This window comes from Nocardioides salsibiostraticola (genome assembly GCF_054783655.1).
Window position 1 is genome coordinate 134836 of sequence record NZ_BAAGQD010000006.1, and the last position, 20777, is coordinate 155612.

The 20777-nt window shown below is 68.1% G+C and carries 15 protein-coding genes; 8 read left to right on the forward strand and 7 right to left on the reverse strand.

Features of this window, described 5'->3' with window-relative positions:
• Positions 1 to 86: 86 nt before the first annotated feature.
• Genes ACYVLV_RS04835 through ACYVLV_RS04845 form a run of 3 tightly spaced genes read right to left on the reverse strand, consistent with a single transcriptional unit; the run spans position 87 to position 5122 of the window.
• Positions 87 to 1847: an MFS transporter gene (locus tag ACYVLV_RS04835; protein WP_460808110.1), complete on the reverse strand. Its 1761-nt coding sequence runs from the start codon at positions 1845 to 1847 to the stop codon at positions 87 to 89.
• 19 nt (positions 1848 to 1866) lie between these two features.
• A complete protein-coding gene (locus ACYVLV_RS04840; RefSeq protein WP_460808112.1) occupies positions 1867 to 2592 on the reverse strand; it encodes an LppX_LprAFG lipoprotein in 726 nt (241 codons plus the stop codon).
• 4 nt (positions 2593 to 2596) lie between these two features.
• The gene (locus tag ACYVLV_RS04845; protein ID WP_460808113.1) at positions 2597 to 5122 is read right to left on the reverse strand and encodes a DNA gyrase/topoisomerase IV subunit A; all 2526 of its coding nucleotides are present in this window, start codon (positions 5120 to 5122) and stop codon (positions 2597 to 2599) included.
• A gap of 71 nt (positions 5123 to 5193) precedes the next feature.
• Here ACYVLV_RS04845 and ACYVLV_RS04850 point away from each other — a divergent pair, with 71 nt between their 5' ends.
• The gene (locus ACYVLV_RS04850; protein ID WP_460808115.1) at positions 5194 to 7914 is read left to right on the forward strand and encodes a bifunctional acetate--CoA ligase family protein/GNAT family N-acetyltransferase; all 2721 of its coding nucleotides are present in this window, start codon (positions 5194 to 5196) and stop codon (positions 7912 to 7914) included.
• Between the two features lie 110 nt (positions 7915 to 8024).
• On the opposite strand, the gene ACYVLV_RS04855 is transcribed toward ACYVLV_RS04850, so the two are convergent.
• On the reverse strand, positions 8025 to 9728 hold the full coding sequence (locus tag ACYVLV_RS04855) for a M28 family peptidase (protein ID WP_460808117.1): 1704 nt from the start codon (positions 9726 to 9728) through the stop codon (positions 8025 to 8027).
• A 134-nt stretch (positions 9729 to 9862) separates the two neighbouring features.
• Between ACYVLV_RS04855 and ACYVLV_RS04860 the strand changes: the two genes are divergently transcribed.
• The 7 genes from ACYVLV_RS04860 to ACYVLV_RS04890 all read left to right on the forward strand — a co-directional run bounded on the left by ACYVLV_RS04860 (position 9863) and on the right by ACYVLV_RS04890 (position 15424).
• The gene (locus tag ACYVLV_RS04860) at positions 9863 to 10492 is read left to right on the forward strand and encodes a LysE family translocator (RefSeq protein WP_460808119.1); all 630 of its coding nucleotides are present in this window, start codon (positions 9863 to 9865) and stop codon (positions 10490 to 10492) included.
• A gap of 81 nt (positions 10493 to 10573) precedes the next feature.
• Positions 10574 to 11164, forward strand: coding sequence for a DUF5998 family protein (locus tag ACYVLV_RS04865; protein WP_460808393.1), 591 nt, complete (start codon positions 10574 to 10576; stop codon positions 11162 to 11164).
• A complete protein-coding gene (locus ACYVLV_RS04870; RefSeq protein ID WP_460808120.1) occupies positions 11157 to 12287 on the forward strand; it encodes an alkaline phosphatase family protein in 1131 nt (376 codons plus the stop codon). The genes ACYVLV_RS04865 and ACYVLV_RS04870 overlap by 8 nt, the downstream gene beginning before the upstream one ends.
• 117 nt (positions 12288 to 12404) lie before the next feature.
• A complete protein-coding gene (locus ACYVLV_RS04875; protein WP_460808121.1) occupies positions 12405 to 13148 on the forward strand; it encodes a class E sortase in 744 nt (247 codons plus the stop codon).
• 92 nt (positions 13149 to 13240) lie between these two features.
• On the forward strand, positions 13241 to 13861 hold the full coding sequence (locus ACYVLV_RS04880) for an LPXTG cell wall anchor domain-containing protein (RefSeq protein WP_460808123.1): 621 nt from the start codon (positions 13241 to 13243) through the stop codon (positions 13859 to 13861).
• A 58-nt stretch (positions 13862 to 13919) separates the two neighbouring features.
• The gene (locus tag ACYVLV_RS04885) at positions 13920 to 14573 is read left to right on the forward strand and encodes a thymidine kinase (RefSeq protein ID WP_460808125.1); all 654 of its coding nucleotides are present in this window, start codon (positions 13920 to 13922) and stop codon (positions 14571 to 14573) included.
• A gap of 35 nt (positions 14574 to 14608) precedes the next feature.
• Entirely contained in the window at positions 14609 to 15424 is an 816-nt protein-coding gene (locus tag ACYVLV_RS04890; RefSeq protein WP_460808126.1) for a sulfurtransferase, read from the forward strand.
• Between the two features lie 6 nt (positions 15425 to 15430).
• Here ACYVLV_RS04890 and ACYVLV_RS04895 read toward each other — a convergent pair whose 3' ends face one another.
• From ACYVLV_RS04895 to sepH, 3 genes are all read right to left on the reverse strand, one after another.
• Positions 15431 to 17362: a hypothetical protein gene (locus tag ACYVLV_RS04895; RefSeq protein WP_460808128.1), complete on the reverse strand. Its 1932-nt coding sequence runs from the start codon at positions 17360 to 17362 to the stop codon at positions 15431 to 15433.
• 158 nt (positions 17363 to 17520) lie between these two features.
• A complete protein-coding gene (locus tag ACYVLV_RS04900) occupies positions 17521 to 19527 on the reverse strand; it encodes an SDR family oxidoreductase (protein ID WP_460808130.1) in 2007 nt (668 codons plus the stop codon).
• A gap of 47 nt (positions 19528 to 19574) precedes the next feature.
• Positions 19575 to 20639, reverse strand: coding sequence for a septation protein SepH (gene sepH / locus ACYVLV_RS04905; RefSeq protein ID WP_460808132.1), 1065 nt, complete (start codon positions 20637 to 20639; stop codon positions 19575 to 19577).
• Positions 20640 to 20777 lie beyond the last annotated feature (138 nt).

Below are 20777 nucleotides of genomic sequence, written 5' to 3' on the forward strand. Positions count from 1 at the left end.
GGCGACATCCTTCGGGGGAGGGAGCTAATTAACACGCGTCAAATTAGCGTACTCGATGTGGCGCGCGCCACAGTCTCACTCAACGGTCACCCAGTGGTGCGTAGGAGTTCGGCCGTCGACACCGATCGCGTGTTGGTGCCCCGGAAGACGACCAACGCGATGACCCCGGCGATGACGGCGCAGATGGCGGCCCCGGCGAACACCGCGTGCTCCTGCGGGATCCCGGCTCCGGCGATCAGATCGGAGAACTCCTTGCAGCGGGTCTTGCCGTCGCAGACCTCCCGCGCCGCCGGGAGGGGGTTGTCCTCCAGGTAGCTGTAGTAGCGGCGAAGGCCGATCGCGGTCAGCCCGGAGATCCCGACGAGCATGCCCACCATCCGGGCCACCACCACCATCGCACTGGACACCCCGTGGACGGCACTGTCCGTGCTGGCCAGGATGGCCGCGTTGATCGGGGGCAGGGCCAGCCCGAAGCCGAAACCGCAGAGGACCAGGGCGATGTTCGAAGAGGCCTGCTCGAGGGAAGTGATGTCCCACTGCGTCATCAACGCGAAGCCGATCGCTGCGAAGGCCATGCCGGAAGCGGTCACCGGGCCCGCGCCGAAGCGGCGGGTCAGATAGCCCCCGATCACCGCCCCGATCGGCAGCGCCACCAGGAAGCGCACCAGGACGAGAGCGGCGAGCAGCTGGGACTCCCGGTAGACCGTCGTGCGAGCGAACAGGGGGATGTCGACCACCGCGGCGATCAGGGCCGCGCCCATGAAGAAGGAGACGAGGATCGCTCCCCACGCAGGCATCGCGCTCAGCGCACCCCGCGGGACCAGCGGGGCCGATGCGCGGCGAAGGTGGACGACGAACGCCACGGAGGCGACCAGTGCGCCCAGGAGGTACCACCAGCCCTGGTCGGCGAAGACCTGGATCTTGGGGTCGGCGGTGGCGAAGGCGAGGATGACGCCCCCGAGGGCCACCGCGAGGTACGACGCACCCAGCAGATCGGCCTCGCGCAGGCTGCGCGTCCAATGCCGCAGATCGACCAGCGGCCGTTTGGCGGTGTAACAGCGCGCGAGGAACACCGCAGCCGCCACCATCGTCGTCACGCCCACCGGGGTGAGCCACCGGCCGTTGCCGGTGAAGGGGATGAACATCTGCCCGTAGGTGAGGTCGCGCAGCAACGAGGTCGGGCGGAGGAAGACCAGGGCGCCGGCCACGAAGGTGACCAGAAGGGCCAGGGCCCCGAGCAGGTCGGGGAGGCCTCGGTTGCGGGGCCGTCCATCTGACTCGCGAGGCAGGGCGGCGATCGCGGCGGCCAGCACCAGACCGACGACGAGATTGATCAGGAAGATCGTGCGCCAGGTCGAGAACGCGAGGACCAGCGCCCCGAAGAAGGGGCCGATCACGCTGCCCGCCTCCTGGACGGCGGAAACGATCCCCAACGGGACCGCCCGTCGATCGGGAGGATAGAGATCGGCCACGAGCGCTAGGGTGGCCGGCACCAGTCCGCCACCGCCGACGCCCTGGAGGAATCGCCCGGTCACCATCGAGGGCATGTCGTAGGCCAACGTGGTGATCAGGGAGCCGAAGGCGAAGATGACCAGCGCGGCGACCAGGACGGGCACCCGACCGTGTAGGTCGGCGATGCGGCCGATCAACGGCAACATCGCGACGTACCCGAGCAGGAAGCCGGAGATGATCGGGGCCGCTCGTTGCAGTTCCTCGGTCGAGACACCGACGGAGCCGACCATCTCGGGGAGGGCCAGGACCACGACGTAGGTGTCGGCCGCCGCGAAGGCGACGGCCACGGCCGCGAGAACCAGCAGCAGGCGCGGCGCCCCGGCCCTCTGCGTCACGAGACCTTCAGCGAGTGCTTCACGGGGCGACGATGTCCTGTTCGGTGCCGTAGTCGTCGAAGTCGACGGTGTAGGTCAGCGGGCCGGCGTCGCCGTAGAAGTTGCCGGTGATGACGGCTTCGCGCAGTTCGCCCTCAGCCGTGATCGAGTACGTCGCCTCGAAGTCGCCCTCGGCGCTCGGGATGACGTTCTTCGCTGCGCTCTCGGGCAGGCTCCCGGAGAACTCGGTGAGGACCTCGGAGTTGTTGTCGCCTCCGCGGATGGACTCGCCCTCCTCGACCTCGGTGGTCTCGGTCAGCAGCGAGGAGAGACCAGCGTCGGAGCTCAACAACTGGGCCGGGTCGGGAGCGCCGTACTCGCCGGGGTTGACCTCTTGGTAGCCGCTGGTCAGGGGGATGATCGCGTAGACCTTGCCGTCGGCACCGATCACCGGGACGTTGACGGAGTTGCCCAGCAGGACCACGGTGATCGAGCCTTCGAAGGCGAGCGGTGCGGTGGTGCCGACCCCTTCGGCCTTGGTGATGCCGGTGACCCCCTCGGGCAGGTCGTCGGTGCTGAGGGTGATCTTGACGCCGCTGGTCTCGTCCAACTGGGACTTCGCCAGGGTCAGGACCTCTTCGGGCGACTTGTCCGCCGACACCGTCTCGGTGTCATCGCCACTGCACGCGGCGAGCGAGGCGATCAGCAGCCCGGAGGTGAGGAAACCGGCGAATCCGAGGGTGCGCGTCGAGCGCAAGGTGGCCATGACGTCAGCCTTCCACATCGGTGGGTGCCTCAGCGGGCTGATCACCGGGCAGATCATCGTGGGGAGGGACCTGGGTGCCGACCGGGCCGGCGCAGGTTGCGATCGCCTGACTTCCCGGGATCCCGGAACCGTCGCGGCGACCCGTGGCCTCGGGAAGCTCGATCGGGGCACCGCTGGCGGCGCAGGCCCTGGCCGGCATGGCCCCGGCCCAGGCGAAGACCAGGGTGTCCTCGCCCTTGAGGAAGCGGTGACAGCGGACCCCGCCGGTGGCCCGTCCCTTGGTGGGGTACTCGCTGAAGGGGGTCACCTTGACCGCGCCGGGCTCGGTGCCGGGCAGGGCGGTCGAGGACCCCGACGAGGTGACGACGACGGCGCCGCCGGGTGCGTCGGGATCGATCGCTCCGAACCACTGGGCGTAGGCGGCGGCGGCGAGTTTCTGTCCGGCGATGCCGCCACCGGACCGGCCCTGGGGGCGCACGAGGGAGGCGCTGAAGTGCAGGAGTTGGGCGTCGTTGCTGATGAACGCCAGCGTCTCCTCACCGGTGCGAAGTTCGACGGCGCCGATGACCTCGTCGCCGTCCTTGAGGCTGATCACCTCCCACTCGTCCCGTCCGAGGACCTCGGGGTTGACCCGTTTCACCACGCCCTGTCGGGTACCGAGGGCGAGTCCGGGGCCGTCCTCGGCGAGCGAGCACAGGGCCAGGGCGCGTTCGTTCTTCTCGAGCGCGAGGACCTCGCTGAGCGGTAGCCCGCCCTGGAGGTGGGGTTCGTTCGCCGACGCGGGCAGGGTCGGCAGGTCCAAGACCCCGATCCGCAACACCCGGCCGGCGGAGGTCAGGACTCCGATGTCGGCGCGGGCGGAGGTGGGGACGGCGGAGACGATGACGTCGTGGTTGCCACGGTCTCCGCCGCTGCCGATGGGGGCCTGCGCCGCAGTCCGCGCCAAGAGCCCGCCGGCCGACATCAGGGCCACGCAGGGATCGTCGGCGACCTCGACCGAGGCCGCAGCGGCGGTGACAGCGGCCGATCCGGCCGAGGCCAGCAGGACGGTACGCCGCGGGGTGCCGAAGGTCTTGGCGACCTCGGCGAGCTCGTCGGAGACCACCTGGCGCAGCAGCGCGTCGTCGTTGAGGATCGCGTCGAGCGCGGCGATCGTCTCCTCGAGCTCGGCCTTCTGCTTGTCGAGTTCTAGCTTCGAGAACTTGGTCAACCGACGCAGCGCCATGTCGAGGATGTACTCCGCCTGGAGCGTGCTGAGGTCGAAGACCATCATCAGGCGTTCCTTGGCCTCTGCTGCGTTCTCCGAGGAGCGGATCAGCGCGATCACCTCGTCGATGTCGAGGATCGCGACGAGCAGTCCCTCGACGAGGTGCAGTTGGTCGGCGGCCTTCTTGCGACGGAAGGCTGAGCGGCGGCGCACGACGTCGAAGCGGTGCTTGAGGAAGACCTCCAGCATCTCCTTGAGGTTCAGGGTGCGGGGTTGGCCGTCGACCAGCGCGACGTTGTTGATGCCGAAGCTGTCCTCCATCGGGGTCTGCTTGAACAACTGCTCGAGCAGGGCCTCGGGGACGAATCCGTTCTTGATCTCGATCACCAAACGGAGCCCGTGGCTGCGGTCGGTGAGGTCCTTCATGTCGCTGATGCCCTGGATCTTCTTGCCCTGGACCAGGGTCTTGATCCGTTCGATGACCTTCTCGGTGCCGACGCCGTAGGGCAGTTCGGTCACCACGATCGCCTTGCGTCGGCCGATGGTCTCGATGCGGGTCGTGGCTCGCATCTTGAAGACACCACGACCGGTCTCATAGGCGTCGCGGACACCGTCGAGGCCGACGATCTTGCCGCCGGTGGGGAGGTCGGGTCCCGGGACGAAGCGCATCAGGCCGTCGACATCGGTCTTCGGGTGCTTGATCAGGTGACGCAGCGCCTGGACGACCTCGACCAGGTTGTGGGGCGCCATGTTGGTGGCCATCCCGACCGCGATGCCGGTGGTGCCGTTGACGACCATGTGCGGGATCGCCGCGGGGAGGACCGCGGGTTCGAACTCCCGGCTGTCGTAGTTGGGCCGGAAGTCGACGGTGTCCTCATCGATCCCCGCGGTCATCGCGACCGCGGCCGGCGACATCCGGCACTCGGTGTATCGCATAGCCGCGGGGGAGTCGTCCAGGGAGCCGAAGTTTCCGTGCCCGTCGATGGTGGGCACCCGCATGGCGAACGACTGGGTCATCCGGACCAGGGCGTCGTAGATCGCCGAGTCGCCGTGGGGGTGCAACCGGCCCATGACCTCACCCACGACGCGGGCACTCTTCACGTGGCCGCGGTCGGGGCGCAGGCCCATGTCGTTCATCGTGTAGAGAATCCGTCGCTGCACCGGTTTCAGCCCGTCGCGGGCGTCCGGGAGGGCTCGGGAGTAGATGACCGAGTAGGCGTACTCGAGGAAGGAGGTGCGCATCTCCTCGCCTACGTCGATGTCGAGGATGTGCTCCTCGAAGTCGTCGGGCAGGGGCTGCGGAGTGGTGGTACGTCGGGCCATGACCGCATTGTTGCGGGTCGGCTCGCTCCGGGCCCGCCTGGCACGCCCGAAGATGCCATAAGGTCGGTCACGTGACCATCCCTGTGCAGGAGCCCCCCACTGCGCCGCGCCACTGGGAGGCCGATGTCCTCCTTCGTGACGGTCGAGCAGCTCACATCAGGCCCATCCGGCCCGACGACGCCGAACTGCTCGTCGACTTCTACTCGCGCGTGAGCGACGCCTCGAAGTACTACCGGTTCTTCTCCCCGATGCCGACCCTCTCCGCCAAGGACGTCACCCGCTTCACGCAGGTCGACCACGACCGGCGGGTGGCCCTCGTGTTGACCCTGCAGGGACGGATGATCGCGGTGGGGCGCTACGAGGCCGCTGCGGATCGACCGTCGAACCCCGACGATGACCGGGCCGAGGTTGCCTTCCTCGTCGAGGACCAGCATCACGGTCGGGGGATCGCCCAGGTGCTGCTCGAGCACCTCGCCCAAGCCGCCCGAGAGCGCGGGATCGCGCGATTCGTGGCCGAGATCCTTCCCGACAACAGTCGGATGATCCAGACCTTCCGGGACGCCGGGTACCGGCTGGTCAGCGAGTACGAGGACGGCGTCATCGCCCTGGAGTTCCCGATCGACCCCACCGACACCGCCATCGGGGTGATGCGGGGTCGTGAGCATCGGGCCGAGGCCGCCTCGATCGAGCGGTTCTTCAATCCGCGGTCGGTGGCCATCGTCGGGGCGTCGCGTCGCCAGGAGACCGTCGGCCAGGTGCTGGTGCGCAACCTCGTCAACGGGGACTACACCGGTCGGATCTACGTGGTGAACCCGAGCGCGGATGCCGTGTCGGGGATGCCGGCGTACCGCCGGGTGCAGGACGTGCCGGACAACGTCGACATCGCCATCGTCGCGGTTCCCGCCGAGTCGGTCTCCGAGGTGGTGCTCGACTGTGCGGCCAAGGGTGTGCACGGGTTGATCGTCATCTCAGCCGGCTTCGCCGAGACCGGCGAGGAGGGACGCCGCCGCCAACGACACCTGGTGGGCCTCAGCCGCTCCTACGGACTCCGGTTGATCGGACCGAACTGTCTCGGCGTGATCAACACCGACCCCGCAGTCTCGATCAACGCCTCGCTTTCCCGGGTCCTACCGCCGCGTGGGCGGGCCGGCTTCTTCTGCCAGTCCGGTGCCCTCGGCTCGGCGATTTTGGAGAAGGTGCAGAACCGAGGGCTGGGTCTGTCGAGCTTCATCTCCGCCGGAAACCGTGCGGATGTGTCGGGCAACGACCTGCTGCAGTACTGGGAGGAGGACGACTCCACCGAGGTCGTGCTGCTCTACCTGGAGTCGATCGGTAACCCGCGGAAGTTCTCGCGGATCGCGCGTCGGGTCTCGCTGCGCAAGCCGATCATCGCGGTGCGTTCGGGTCGAACCACCCAGGGCGTGCCGATGGGGCACGCCGTACGCCGGATCGCAGCGCCGACCCAGGCGGTCGACGCGATGTTCCGGCAGGCCGGGGTCATCCAGGTGGACGCGCTGGAGGAGATGTTCGACGTCGCCCAACTGTTGGCCCACCAGCCGCTGCCGCGAGGACGACGGGTGGCCATCATCGGCAACTCCGACGCGCTCGGCCTGCTGGCGGCCGACGCCGCCGCTGCCGTGGGGCTGGTCGTCAACCGATCGGTCGCACTGGGCGCCGAGGCCGGTGCCGAGGACTTCGAGGATGCCCTGGACGAGGCCATCGACGACCCGGAGATCGACTCGGTGATCGCCGTGTACATCCCACCGCTCAACGTCTCTGGTGAGGACGTGGCCAACGTGTTGGCCGCGGTCGGGGAGCAGTCGGACAAGCCGCTGGTCTCATCGTTCCTCGGTGCGGAGGGCGTCCCGGAGCTCCTGCGGGTGCCGGACGTCGCGGGATCGACCGCCGGTCGCGGTTCGGTTCCCTCCTATCCGGCCGTCGAGGCGGCCGTGCGGGCCCTGGCCCGGGTCGTCGAGTACGCCGTGTGGTTGCGGACCCCTGACGGGCCGCCGCTGGATCCGTCCGAGGTCGACACTGCTCGCGGGCAGATGCTGGTGACCCCGTTGGCTGCAGCGAACCCGGACGGGATCGACCTCGACCACGCGCAACTCACCGAGCTCCTCGCCGCCTACGGGATCGATCTGTGGCCGGTGTATCCGGTCACCAGTCTGGAGGAAGCGCAGGCGAAGGGCGAGGCGCTCGGCTGGGATGTGGTGCTGAAGGCGTCGGCAGGACATCTGCGCGATCGGCCGGACATGGCCCACGTGTTCCGGAACATCGCTTCCCCTGAGGAGATGAGTACGGCTTGGCGGAACCTGACCGAGATGCTCGTGGCTCCCGACTCCGGGAACCTGGTGGTGCAGAAGAACGCACCCTCGGGACTGCCCATCGCCATCCGCAGTATCGAGGACCCGCTGTTCGGTCCGGTCATCTCGTTCGGCATCTCGGGTCCGATCATCGAACTCCTCGAGGACAAGTCCTACCGGATCCCGCCGCTCGGGGAGCGCGACGTTGCCTCGATGATCCGAGAGGTGAAGAGTGCTCCGATGCTCTTCGGCTACCGAGGCGCGGAGATGGTGGACGTGGACGAGGTCGAACGATTGGTGAGCCGGGTCGCCCAACTGCAGAACGACCTGCCGCTGGTCAGCTCCTTGCAACTCTCGTTGGTCCTGGCCGCGGCTGATGGCGCTGCCGTGCTGACCGCGTCGGCCCGGGTCGCCCCGGTCGCCGACGCCCGGTCCGACCTGTTCGTCCGTCGGTTGCCCGATCAGGCGGACACGATCCCGGACTGATAGCCCGACCCCGCATGGATGGTCGGGCAGGGCGTCCTTTGCGGTGTCCTGCAGAAGACATGACCGAGGGGCGGTCGTAGGACCGCCCCTCGGTGTGTAACTGCGTCAGGTCAGGACTCGTCGGCGGCGGGGCCGTCCCCGCCGTCAGAGCCGACCGTTCCTTCGGGGCCGGCGGGCTCCTCGGGCAGATCCAGCGAGGCGCTGCCCGGGACCTGCTTGCCGGGGACGCCGTTGACGTCCTCGGTCGAGTAGGCCAGGGACAACATCGCAAACGCGATCGCGTCGCTGTTCACCCCGAGCGCCTCACGGGAGACGTTGCCGACCAGGTCGTTCTCGTCCCTCAACTCGCCGTACACGTCCGGGTCGCGGTCCGCGGCCTCATCGGACTCCAAGCTGTCGCACGCCTGGTGATAGCACGGGTCGTAGGACTCCCCGGCGACCCCTTCCCAGATGGCCTCCTGCTCCTCGGTCTTCGGCACCTCGGCGCCAGTGAAAAGCCCACTGGCCGGGATGTCGTTGTTGATGAAGGCCTGGTAGTCGCTGCGTCCGGAGAACTCACTGTCCTCGTAGGGGATCTCCTGCCAGGTGAAGAAAGTCTCGAAGAGGTCCTCCAGTGCCTGGGAGCCCGTCGGCACCGGCACCGGCGCCTCGAAGCTGGACTCGTCGGCGTCGTACACGCCGTAGATGAAGTTCGGCGAGGCGACCATGTCGAAGTTCATGTACGCCGCGATCTCGTCGCGATCGGACTGGGACAGGCCGTCAACGTAGTCCTCCGACCCCACCAGACCCTGCTCCTCAGCAGACCACCACGCGAGGCGCAGTGTGTTCTCCGGCTTCACCTTGCCCATTGCCTGGGCCAGTTCGAGCAGGGCAGCCGAGCCCGAACCGTTGTCGTTGATGCCGGGACCTTCGGTCACCGAGTCCAGGTGGGCGCCCGCCATCACGACGTTGTCACGGTTTTTGCCCTGCTTCTCAGCGATCACGTTGTAGTCGGTCCGCGTCTGGATCGGCGGCACGTCGACGAAGGCCGTCGAGCCGGACTGAGCCAGGGCGACGCCGTCCTCGAAGGTGGCTCCGACCACGGGGATGCCGTGGGTGATCGACGAGCCGTCACCCAGCGAGGCGGCGTTGGCGACGATCAGACCCTCACGGTCAGGGGTGTTTCCCTGGTTGAAGATGATGACCGCCTCGGCTCCGGCGTCCTCGGCATTCTTAGCCTTGTCGCCGAAGTTGCAGGCGCCGCGCTGCACCAGAGCGATATCGGCATCGCCGGAGAAGTCGAGACCGGCGAAGTCCGAGGTCTCGCACCCACTGGTGCTGGCGCGCGGGGGATCGAGGGCGAGGTCGACCGGGATTACCTGACCCTCGACCGTCCCGTCTCCGCTGCCGGTGAACGTTCCCGTCTCGTAGTCGGCCTCCTCAGGGGTGAGTTGGCGCAGCACGGACGGAAGGACGAACTGGATCTCGACCGGATCGAGTTCGACGGTCCACCCAGCCTGCCGCAGAGTGCGGCTCACGTAGTCGACGCTGTCGGCGTACCCCTCGGTGCCGGCGGCCCGGGATCCGGGGTAGATCGGGTCGTCGCTCTGGTCGGCGATCCTCTGGAAGGCACGCTGGTGCTCCAGCGCCCCCTCGGCCGTCACGCAGTCGAGGAGTTTGGTGAAGGTGTTGTTGGTCCGCTTGTCGCAGGACGCAGCGGCTTGTGCCGGCTGCGCCGACGCGGTGACCGCCGGGATCAGTGCGCCGATCAACGTCGCCGCGAAGGCGGCTCCGCCGGCGCGCTTCCAGCGCGTGGACGTGCGATATCTAGTCATCAGGTCTCCTCCGAGTAGGACCCAGCCCCTTTCCGAGCCGGGGTGTGACCTGGGTCATGTTAGGGGGAATGTCGTAGAAGCGACAGGGGGAGTGGGGGATGCACGGGCAGCCGTCGATCCCGCACAATGCTCGTGTGCCCACTTCCAGCCAATGGCTCGCGTTCGTGATCGCCAGCGCGTTGTTCATCCAGCTGCCGGGCCCGAGTCTGCTGTTCACGCTCGGGCGCGCGCTGACGGTGAGCCTGCGCGCGGCGTTGACCTCCGTGGTCGGCAACGCGGTCGGAGTCGTCGTGCAGGCGCTGCTGGTGGCGATCGGTCTGGGTGCGTTGGTGGCGGCCAGCGCGTCGGCGTACACGGTGCTCAAGATCGCCGGGGCGGCGTACATCATCTGGCTCGGTGTGCAGGCGATCCGGCATCGTGGTGACGCTCGCGCGGCCCTTCTGGCGGAGCAACCGATGGTCGAGAAGCCCGGTCGGGCGCTGCTGACCGGCTTCGTGGTGGGCGTGACCAACCCGAAGACGATCGTGTTCTTCGTGGCGTTCCTGCCTCAGTTCACGAACACATCTGCGCCCGCGGCACCCCAGTTGGCGCTGCTCGGCCTCATCTTCGGGGCGATGGCGATCGTGTCGGACAGCGTGTGGGCCATGGTGGCGGGTGCCGCTCGCACCTGGTTCGCACGCCGTCCAGCCCGACTCGACGCCGTCGGTGCCACCGGCGGGGTCATGATGATCGCCCTGGGGACGGCGATGGCCTCGACCAAGTGACTGCCGAACCCCGGCCCAGGGCGGGGGAGTGACACACTGAGCCCCATGCCTTGGTCCGCCCGACAGCCTGACGACCGATCGATGGAGAGCGGCGACCCCGCCGACGGTCCGGACCGCGGCCGCGAACTGCGCAAAGCCATCGACCGCACTGGTTACTATCCCGAGATCGTCGCCGAAGCCGTTCACGGTGCCGTCGGAGGGGAGCGAGTGCTCTCGTTCTTCGTCCACCACGAGCCGACCTTCGAGCGCGACGAGGTCCGTCGCCATCAAAGTGTCGTGGTGCTGACCGCCTCGCGACTGATCCTGGCCCACACCGACGAACACACCGGGGACGACCTCCTACCCGAGCCGTACACCTCGACCTCCACCGAGGCGGTGAACCTGTCGGCGGTCCGGTCCGTCGTGGTCACCCGGATGGCCACCAACCCCACCAAGGGCCCTCGGCCGCCGGCTGAGGCCGTCCTGACGATCGGGTGGGGTGGGGTCAACCGAGTCGACCTGGAGCCCGCGGTCTGCAGCGACCCCCAGTGCGACGCCGACCACGGCTACACCGGGGTGTTGGCCTCCGACGACTTCTCGCTGCGGGTCTCCGCCGCCGCTGACGGCAAGGACGCCGTCGGAGGGCTGCTGTCCTTCGCCGAGGCCGTCTCCGCGCGGACCCACCTTGCCTGAGGGGTTCCTCGATCCGGCGTACGGCGAACGATCGCTGGGTGACGTCGTCCCGGCCGTGGCTCAAGCCCTCGGCGTGGCGGAGAAGGTCGGACTCGTTCGCCCGTCGGGACTGGAGCTGCCCCCCGCCCCGGCGTACGTGGTGTTCCTCATCGACGGGCTCGGGGCTCGGCAGCTCGAGCGCTACTCGTACGCCGCGCCCTACCTCGACTCCCTGGCCCAGGCCCAGGCGCCCGGAACCTGCGGGGTCCCGTCCACGACCACGACGAGCCTGACCTCCCTGGGCACCGGTCTGGTTCCCGGGGTGCACGGATTGGTGGGGTTCACCAGCCGCATCCCCGACACCGACCGACTCCTCGCGCCGCTGCGATGGGACAAGCGTGTCGACCCCCTCGAGTGGCAGCCCCATGACACCGCCTTCGCCCGACTGATGAACGCCGGGGTCGACGTGCGGGTCGTGAACAAGAAGGAGTTCCGTGACAGCGGTCTGACCCAGGTCGCGCACCGAGGGGCACGGTTCGTCGACGCCGAAAAGGTGGGCGAGCGGATCGCTGCGGCCGTTGAGGCCTCCGGATCGGCGCCGTCGTTGACCTATCTCTACGACAGCGACCTCGACTGGACGGGCCACAAGCACGGCGTCGCCTCGACCCCCTGGTTGCAGCAGCTGTCGATGATCGACGCCGAGGCAGAGCTGCTGCGGGAGTCGCTGCCCACCTCGACTCGACTGCTGATCGTCGCCGACCACGGCATGATCGACTGCCCAGAATCGGCTCACCTCGACATCGACGAGCACCCGCAGCTGCGTGACGGCCTCGTCCTGCTCGGCGGTGAGGCACGGTTCCGGCATCTCTACTGCCGTGATGGAGCCGTGGCGGACGTGATGGCTACCTGGAGTGAGTTCCTGGGGGACCGGGCGGAGGTGCTCACTCGCCGCGACGCGGTGGGCCGCGGTTGGTTCGGTGCTGTCGACGCCGCGATGGCTCCGCGCTTGGGAGACGTGATGGTCGCGTGCCGCGGGGATCTGGGGATCTTCTCCAGCGTCGACTTCTCCTATGAGACCACCCTGGTCGGACTGCACGGCTCGTTGACGCACGACGAGATGCTCATCCCGATCCTCGTGGACTGACCGGCCCGTCCTGACCGGGTCATCTGTCGCGTTTCGGCTCGCGGGCCGGCCGTCCCGCGTAACGTGACGTCGCCGCACCCGTTGACGAGGTAGTCCCCCCAGTTCAGGAGCCCCCGCTTGACCCATGTTCAGGAGTCGATAGCCGCTCCCCGCAGCGGGTCCGAAGGTCCCCCCAGTCGGCGGTCCAGTCGTCGCTCGAGTCGCCGCTCGGTCCGTCGCCGGCGATCGCTGCAGGTGATCGGCGGGACCCTGATGCTGGCCGGTGTGGTGATGCTGGCCTGGGTGGGGTGGCAGTTCTTCGGCACCAACTGGGTGTCGGACAAACGCCACGGCGAGGTCGTGGCTGCCCTCGAACAGGGTTGGTCCTCGGATCAGGAGTCCGTCACCACGGACTTCGGCGTTGCCGATGCGATCCTGACCGTCCCTCGATTCGGCGACGACTACGCCGTACCCATCCTCGAGGGGGACAGCGATGAGGTCCTCGCCGCTGGGGTGGGACACCTCGACGACACCGCGAACGTGGGGAAGATCGGCAACTACGTCATCGCCGCCCACCGGATCACCCACGGCGAACCCTTTGCTGACCTACCCTCCCTGCGGCCCGGAGACGAGGTGGAGATCCGCACCCGCGCCGCTACCTACATCTATGAACTCGACACCGGCGGCACCGATCTGATCGTTCCCTTCACCGCTTCCTGGGTGCTGGAGCCGCGACCCACGAATCCGAACCCCGGCGGAGTCTCCGCGCCCGGTGACGTGGGTGAGCGGCTCATCACGCTGGTGACGTGCTCGGAGTTGTTCCACACCGACAACCGCAGCGTCGTCTTCGGTCACCTCGTGGAGCGCATCCCGGCGAGATAGGCGCCCGAAGTGTCCGAAAGTCGGGCATACTGACATGACCTTCACATGCTGTGCTCCCGTTCCCCCCTCGCTCGACCGAAGGAAATGCTCTGATGACCCCACGCACCATTCAGTCCCTGCGCGGCTCAGCCGCGCTCACCAGCCTCCTCATGCTGCTCACCACGGTGCTCGGCACTGTCGCCCTGGCCACCCCGGCCCATGCCGATCCCTACCCGGCCCAGGTGCGCACGACCTGCTCGATCGAGGCACCCAACGAGGTCGTCCGAGGCAACGGCATCGAGGCCCTGATCGACATCGTTTCCGACGGAGACTTCGAGGTCACCGGGAAGGTCATTTTGGCCTTCAAGACCCTCGACGGTCGACTCATCACCAAGAAGACCACCGACTACAACGGCCAGAAGGTGAAGGTATCCACGGGTAACTTCCAGTCGATGGGCAACTACAAGCGCACCCTGACCTTCAATCCTTCCGGTAAAGCGGTGCGCTCGTGTTCGACAACCACGGACTTCCGGGTCGCCGGAGCGCTTCTCACCGCCACGCCTCCGGGCGACGGCAACGCCGCGCCCAACGGGGGGCTCGATCAGAACGGGATCCTGCCGGACACCGGCGGCCCCGCGCTCCTGTGGTTGTTGCTGGGTCTGGCCCTGCTGGCGACCGGAGGCGGAGTGATTGCCTACAGCCGTCGGAACCAAGGATCGCCCTACCCCTCCTGAGCGATGACGACCCCCGGCTGGTGCGTGCGGTCGAGCGTCGTGGTGAGAAGATCCTCGCGTGGCTGAGCTGACCTTCTGGACCGGAACCATGAACGCCGGCAAGTCGACCCTGGCTCTGCAGACCAATCACAACCACTCGGTCCGGGGTCGGGTCGGTCGGATCTTCACCTCGCACGACCGATCCGGGAGTGCCCGACTGACCTCGCGGCTGGGGTTGTCCCACGACGCCATCGAGGTGCCCGCGGACTTCGACTTCTGGCGCTACGTCGTCGACTCCCTGACGCAGGGAGCCCGGATCGACTACCTCATCTGCGACGAGGTGCACTTCTATCCGCCCGCCCACATCGACGCGCTGGCCAAGGTCGTCGACGAGCTACAGATCGACGTCTTCTGCTTCGGCCTGCTCACCGACTTCCGCACCCGGCTCTTCCCGGGTGCCGCCCGGCTGGTCGAGTTGGCGGACCGCACCGAGGTACTGCAGGTCGAGGCGTTGTGCTGGTGCGGGAAGCGTGCCACCCACAACGCGCGCACCGAGGACGGGCTGATGGTGACCGAGGGTGAGGTCCTGGTCGTCGGCGACGTCGAGGAGGGGGAGGGGCCGCCCGCCGAGGTGGCCTACGAGGTCCTGTGTCGTCAGCACCACCGCCGCGGACTGACCGCGGACCGGGCCAAGGCAGTGAGCCTCGCCCCGGAACCCCTGCCCTTCGGCTGAGCGCTTCCGGCGGGCGGATCGGGCACGATGGGACCATGTCCTCACCGCTGATCTCCGCCGCTGATCTCCGTAGCCGCCTTGATGACGTCACCCTGCTCGACGTCCGGTTCAAGATGGGCGCCCCGATGGGACCGGAGGAGTACGCCGCGGGTCACCTACCCGGCGCGGCCTACGTCGACCTGGATGCGGACCTCGCGGGTCCGTCCGGGACGGAGGGGCGCCACCCACTACCCGCGACCGAGGCGTTCGAGGCGGCTATGCGGGCAGCGGGGGTGAGCGACGATCGGCCTGTCGTGGTCTACGACGACTGGTCCGGACTCGCCGCGGGAAGGTGCTGGTGGCTGCTGCGGTTCCACGGCCATCACGACGTTCGTCTGCTCGATGGCGCACTGGCCGCGTGGCGGTCCCAGGACGGGCCGATCGAGCAGGGATCGGTATCCCCGCTGCCGGGAGACTTCACCGCCCGGCCCGGCCACATGCCGGTGATCAACGCCGAGGATGTCCGCGAGGTCGACTGCCTCGTCGACGCCCGGACCCCGGACCGGTACCGCGGAGAGTTCGAGCCCCAGGACCCCGTGGCCGGCCACATCCCCGGGGCCGTCAACGCACCCGTCACGTCGAACCTGACCCAGGACGGCCGCTTCCGTGATCCCGATGCCCTGCGCGATCTGTACGCCGGCATCGGGGCTTTGGAAGCCGATAGGACGGTAGCGACGTACTGCGGCTCCGGGGTCACGGCCACCCTGGACATCATCGCGTTGGAGATGCTCGGTGTCCGAGCGGCGTTGTATCCCGGCAGTTGGAGTGGGTGGAGTGCCGACCCGAGTCGGCCCGTGACCACCGGAGCCTGAGGTCGATCAGGGAGCCGACGGCACCTCCGGCAGAGCCAGGCCGGAGAGCAGGCTGCCCAGCAGCGCGTCGACCTCCGGGTTGCTGGTGACCGAGCCCAGAACATCCGCGACCGCGGTGTCGATCGACGCGAAAAGGGCCGCAGCGTCAGGGTTGGGCTCGGAGGCGAGGTCGAGCAGCGTGCCCAGGCCGACCGGGAGCGGGTTGTTGAGGACCGCGACCCCGGTGCCGAACATGAAGTCGATGACCAGGCAGCCGCCCAGGACCGGGATCGGGGACTCGCTGGCCGCCCAGGTCGCCGTGCCGAGGTAGTCAAAGGTGCGCGGGCTGGCGGTGTTGACCCCACTCACGAACGGCGAGACCCAAGCGGGGTAGCCGTTGGGCTCGTCACTGGCCGTGTCGACACCGATCGGCGCGGTGGAGATGTTGACCAGGGCGTCGCGGTTGAAGCGACCGTTGATGTGGTAGATCGGTCCGCTGGCGAGGAGCCCGAGGGGGCCGACGGCCGGGACCTCGGGGGCGAAGTCGGTCTTCGTGACCGTGTAGCCGTTGTCCTCGTTGCGGGTGAACCGATCCGCGTCGCTCCCGGAGGAGGAGGAGTTCGCCACACACGAGTCGCCGCCCAGACGCAGGGAGCTGTAGATGTTCAGGACGATCCCTGCCTGCACCGTGGCGTCGCTGACCAGCTGCACTCCACCGGGCCGAGTGGCCGGATCGATCTGCAGTCCGTTGAGCAGGCTGAGCGAGGTCTGGTTCGTGCCGTCGCTGGCCACGACCTGAGTGGCGAGGATGGAGGCCAGATCGACGCCCTGTTCGGCCGCAGCGGCGCTCAGTTGAGCCAGGGTGTCGTGATAGAGCCCGTCGTTGTCGGTGCCCAGCGACACCAGCAGACGCCGGGACCCGCCGATCTTCGCGGCAGCGATGAAGGCTTTGGTGTCCAGATCGAAGACGCCCACGAGTTCCGTTGCGTCGCCGGGACTGTTGATGATCATCAGGCGCGGAACGCAACCGGCGTCGGGGTTGCAGGCCTCGGCCGCGGCGGGCAGGCAGGAGGAGGGATCCGCCGCGCACGCCGCAGGGTCACCGGGCAACAGGAAGGCGCCGTCCAGGGAGTAGAAACTCATCGTCGACGATCCGTCGTACACAGGGGAGGTCTTGGCGCCGATGTTGAACTGGAACTCGCGAGGCGTGATGTTGGCGCGCACCGAACCACCTCCGAAGACGTCCCGGAACCGGGCCTGGAAGGGGCGGTACTCGAAGGTCTGGGTCTCCACGACCGGACCGGGTGTGAAGGTCTTCTCTCCGTCGGGGGTCCCGACCATGCAGGGCCCTCCGACCTGGAAGATGCCGCTTCCGATGCGCACCATGTTCTTGGTGGTCGTCGTGACGGTGTAGACCCCGGCGGCCCGACCGGCGAGCGACAACTTGAGAGGGAAACCGTGGTAGGCGCCGGAGTCGGCCAGGTCGCCGCGGTAGTTCGTGGCCGACGGGTTCGGTTGCGGGTTCGACGGCTCGTAGGAGGGTTTGGTGAGGGCCCCCGCGATGCTGATGTTCCGCACCGGACTGGTCTCATCCAGCACGACCGCACCGTCGGGACCGGTCACGGTGACGACGTCGCGCGGGGAGTTGTTCGTGCCCGCCGGGTCATCGCCCCGACAGGTCTGGGCGTTGGTGAAGAAGGCGCTGCCGCCGACGGGGCCGAACTTGCCGCTCGAGGTGCGGTAGAAGCTCTGGGCACCGCGATCGATGCTGATGTCGACCGAGTCCTCGCGGACCACCGGAGGTGCTCCCGGGGTGCTCGACACTTCGCTGGGGCCGACGGTCGTGGCCGCACCGGCGGACTCGATCGTGGTCAAGGCGGTGAGGGTGCTGAGCAGGACCGCGGCAGCGCCGAGGGCGGCCACCTTGGAACGGGCGCTGGGGGAGCGCCGTGGGGGCATGACGGATCGCATATGAAGTTCTCCCATGGGGTGGGGTGGGGGACCGCAGGAGCACTGCGGGATACGAGGAGTCTCGTGAAGAATGATTATGGGGTAACCCAGGTCACAAGTACTTAGTCACTAATGACTATCTTTTATCGGCCCACCCCTGGGGTCGTTTACCAGTGCACGCCCTTGAGCACCTTGGCGAGGAGCACCTGCTCGGACTCCCGCGTCCCGCCGGTGGCGGGGGCACCCTTGGCCGCCGCGGAGTCGGGGAACACGTGGTAGGCCATGTTGAGCACCCGGAAGGCCAACTTCGGCGCGACCGTGTGCATCACCGCACCCACGTTGCCCAACGCGGTGTTGATCTCGTGGGGCTTCTCGACCATGGCCCGGATCACCGCATCGGCCGCCTGGGCCGGTGAGATCGCGGGGAACTTGTCGTACATCTTGGTCGGAGCGATCATCGGGGTCCGCACCAGGGGCATGTGGATGTTGGTGAAGGTGATCCCGTTGCCGATCACCTCCGAGGCCACCACGTTGCTCCACGCGTCCAGGGCCGACTTCGAGGCGACGTACGCCGAGAAGCGCGGCGGATTGGTCTGCACACCGATCGAGGAGATGTTCACGATGTGCCCGGACTTCTGCTTCTGCATCGCCGGCATCAGACCCATGATCAGGCGGATGGCGCCGAAGTAGTTCAGCTGCATGGTGCGCTCGAAGTCGTGGAACCTATCGGTCGACAGCCGCAGGGAGCGTCGGATCGAGCGACCGGCGTTGTTGATGACGAAGTCGACCGAAGGGAGCTCGGCCGACATCTGCTCACACAGGCGGTCGATGGCCTCGAGGTCGGAGAGATCGCACGGGAAGACGTAGGCGACGCCGCCGGTCATCTCGATGAGCGACTTGGTCTCCTCGAGCTTGTCCTTGCCGCGAGCCACCAGCACGGGTACGCCGCCGGCCTGAGCGACCTTGAGGGCGGTCACCTGACCGATGCCGGAGGAGGCGCCGGTGATGACGACGTGCTTGCCCTTCATGGCGGCCCGGATCTTGGGGTCCTTGCCGGTGGCGGTGTCGAGGTGCTCCTCCCAGTAGTTGAACAGGGTGCGAGCGTAGGACTCCAGATCAGGCACGGCGATCCCGGAGCCGGCGAGCGCCTTCTCGGTGGTCCGTGACTCGAACACGGCCGAGAAGGAGGAGTGGGCCAGGACCTCGGCCGGGATGCCGAGGCGGCCCACGGTCTGGTCGAGGAGGGCCTGCACGGCTCCGTTGCCGACGATGCCGGCCATGATGGAGGAGGGGCGTAGGCGGCGCGGAACCAGTGCCATCGGTCCGGCGGTGATGCTGCGGTCGATCGGGGTTGCGAACCGGGGTGCCCCCGCGGCGGCACAGAACGTGTTGATCATGCCGACGGTGCTCTGCGGCTCGGGGTTGACCAGGTGGAAGGCCTCGCCGTCCCGACCCGGGAGGTGCGCGATGTGGTCCATGGCCTTGGCGACGTAGTCGACCGGGACGACGTTGGTGTCTCCGAGGTCGATGCCGACCAGGGGGAGCCAGGCGGGGAGGTTGTCCCGCAGCATCTTCATCAGTGGGAAGAAGTAGTAGGGACCGTCGATCTTGTCCATCGCCCCGGTCTGCGCGTGACCCACGACGATGGCCGGGCGGTACACCCGCCACGGGACGGTGGCCTCTTCGCGAACGATCTTCTCGGACTCGAACTTCGTCCGGTGATAGGGCGACGGCAACTTCTGGCCCTCGTCGAACATGGTCTCGTCGAAGTAGCCGCGGTAGTCCCCGGCGGCGGCGACCGATGACGTCTGGTGGAAGCACCCGGCCTGGACGAGATCGGCCAGGGCCACTGCCTCGCGGGTTCCGCCCACATTCATGGTCTGGTTGGTCGCGTCATCCGCGGTCATGTCGTAGATGGCGGCCAGGTGGAAGAAGTGATCGATCTGGCCGAGGTGCTCGGAGATCCAGTCGGCGCTGACTCCCAGGGCGGGTTCGGAGAGGTCACCGATGACCGGGTGGACCCGGTCGGAGCCCCACCGCTTGATGAGGTGCTCCATCCGCTTCAGCGAGCCCTGTCGGCACAGGACGAAGATGTCGCCCTCGCGGTGGTCGACGAGTTCCTGGACGAGGTGGCGACCGATGAACCCGGTGGCTCCTGTGACGAAGTACGACATGGCCGGATACTACTCGGTAACCGGCCCCTGTGGCCCGGGTCCGGCGGCTACTGGTCGCCGCCGCCGAACATGATCTCGTCCCAGCTGGGAACCGACGCGCGACCCTTCTTCTTGGTCACCGGGCGACGGGTCTGGGTCTCCTCCTCGGCGGCGGGTTCGGCGGGTTCGGCCGGTTCAGTCGGGTGGGCCGGTGCCGCTGGCTCCTCGGTGGCGGGAGCGTCGGATGCCTCGTCGGTCCCGTCGGCCGAGATCTCCTCGGTTTTCTCCAGATCGGCGGCGTCATCGGCGTCGTTGAAGAAGTCGTCGATGCTGGGCGGCTCCTGGCGGGCCGCCGGGGCGACCAGTGTCGGAGCGGACGCCATCTCCTGCTCGGATTCGGACTCAGCGTCGTCGAGGGGTTCGCCCACCATCTCGATGGCGTCGTCACCCAGGGGCAACTGGTCGGGGGAGACCGCCGCCAGGCGGCGACTGCGCACCTGCTGGAGATCGTCGGGTTGGGCCGAGGAGGCGGGCACGACGGGAATCTCACCCACGAGCCAGCGGGCGTCGTCGTCCTCGAGCACCACGTAGTTGCCCGGCGCATCGAAGGTGAAGGTGCCGGTCCCGTCCCGGTGTCCGGCGTCGTACGCCGCGATGAGGGACCAACGACCGTCCTCGCGTCGCCAGGCGTCCCACTCCACCGAGTCGGGGTCGACGTTGTCGGCTTGCAACTGGGTCTCCACGGCCTCACCCAGGGTCCGGGCATGGCTGCCGTCCCCGGTGGCCCGACGGACGGTGGCCTTCTGGGCGCGCTGCGCCACGTGCTCGCGCTCGGCCAGAACGGGGCCGGCGAAAATCATGACCTTCTCGATGGTCATGCCGGCGGCGGAAGCGAGGGCTTCCGGACTCTCTCCAGCTCGGATCCGGGCCTGGATGTCGCGGGGGCGAAGGGTGTTGTCCATCTTCTTCTCCAACTGGCCTGTTCGGGAGGGGCCCGGGGCGGGCGGGTTGCCCGTCCCCAGCGCGGTACGCAAAGCGGGGGTGATCTCGAGGCTGAACTCGATCCCGTCCTCGTCGACCAACACCACGCGAGCACCGTCGTCACTCACGGAGCGGTACGTGAGAGGCGACATGATGACTTGGTGGTCCGAATCTTCCGTGAGGTGTCCTGCGGTGCGCCGAGCCTACGCCCAGCGGCCACGGGTCGCTCGCTCATCGTCCGGCGTGGCCGTCACAGAACGGGTTCGATGCCTGAAGGGAGGGCCGCGAGC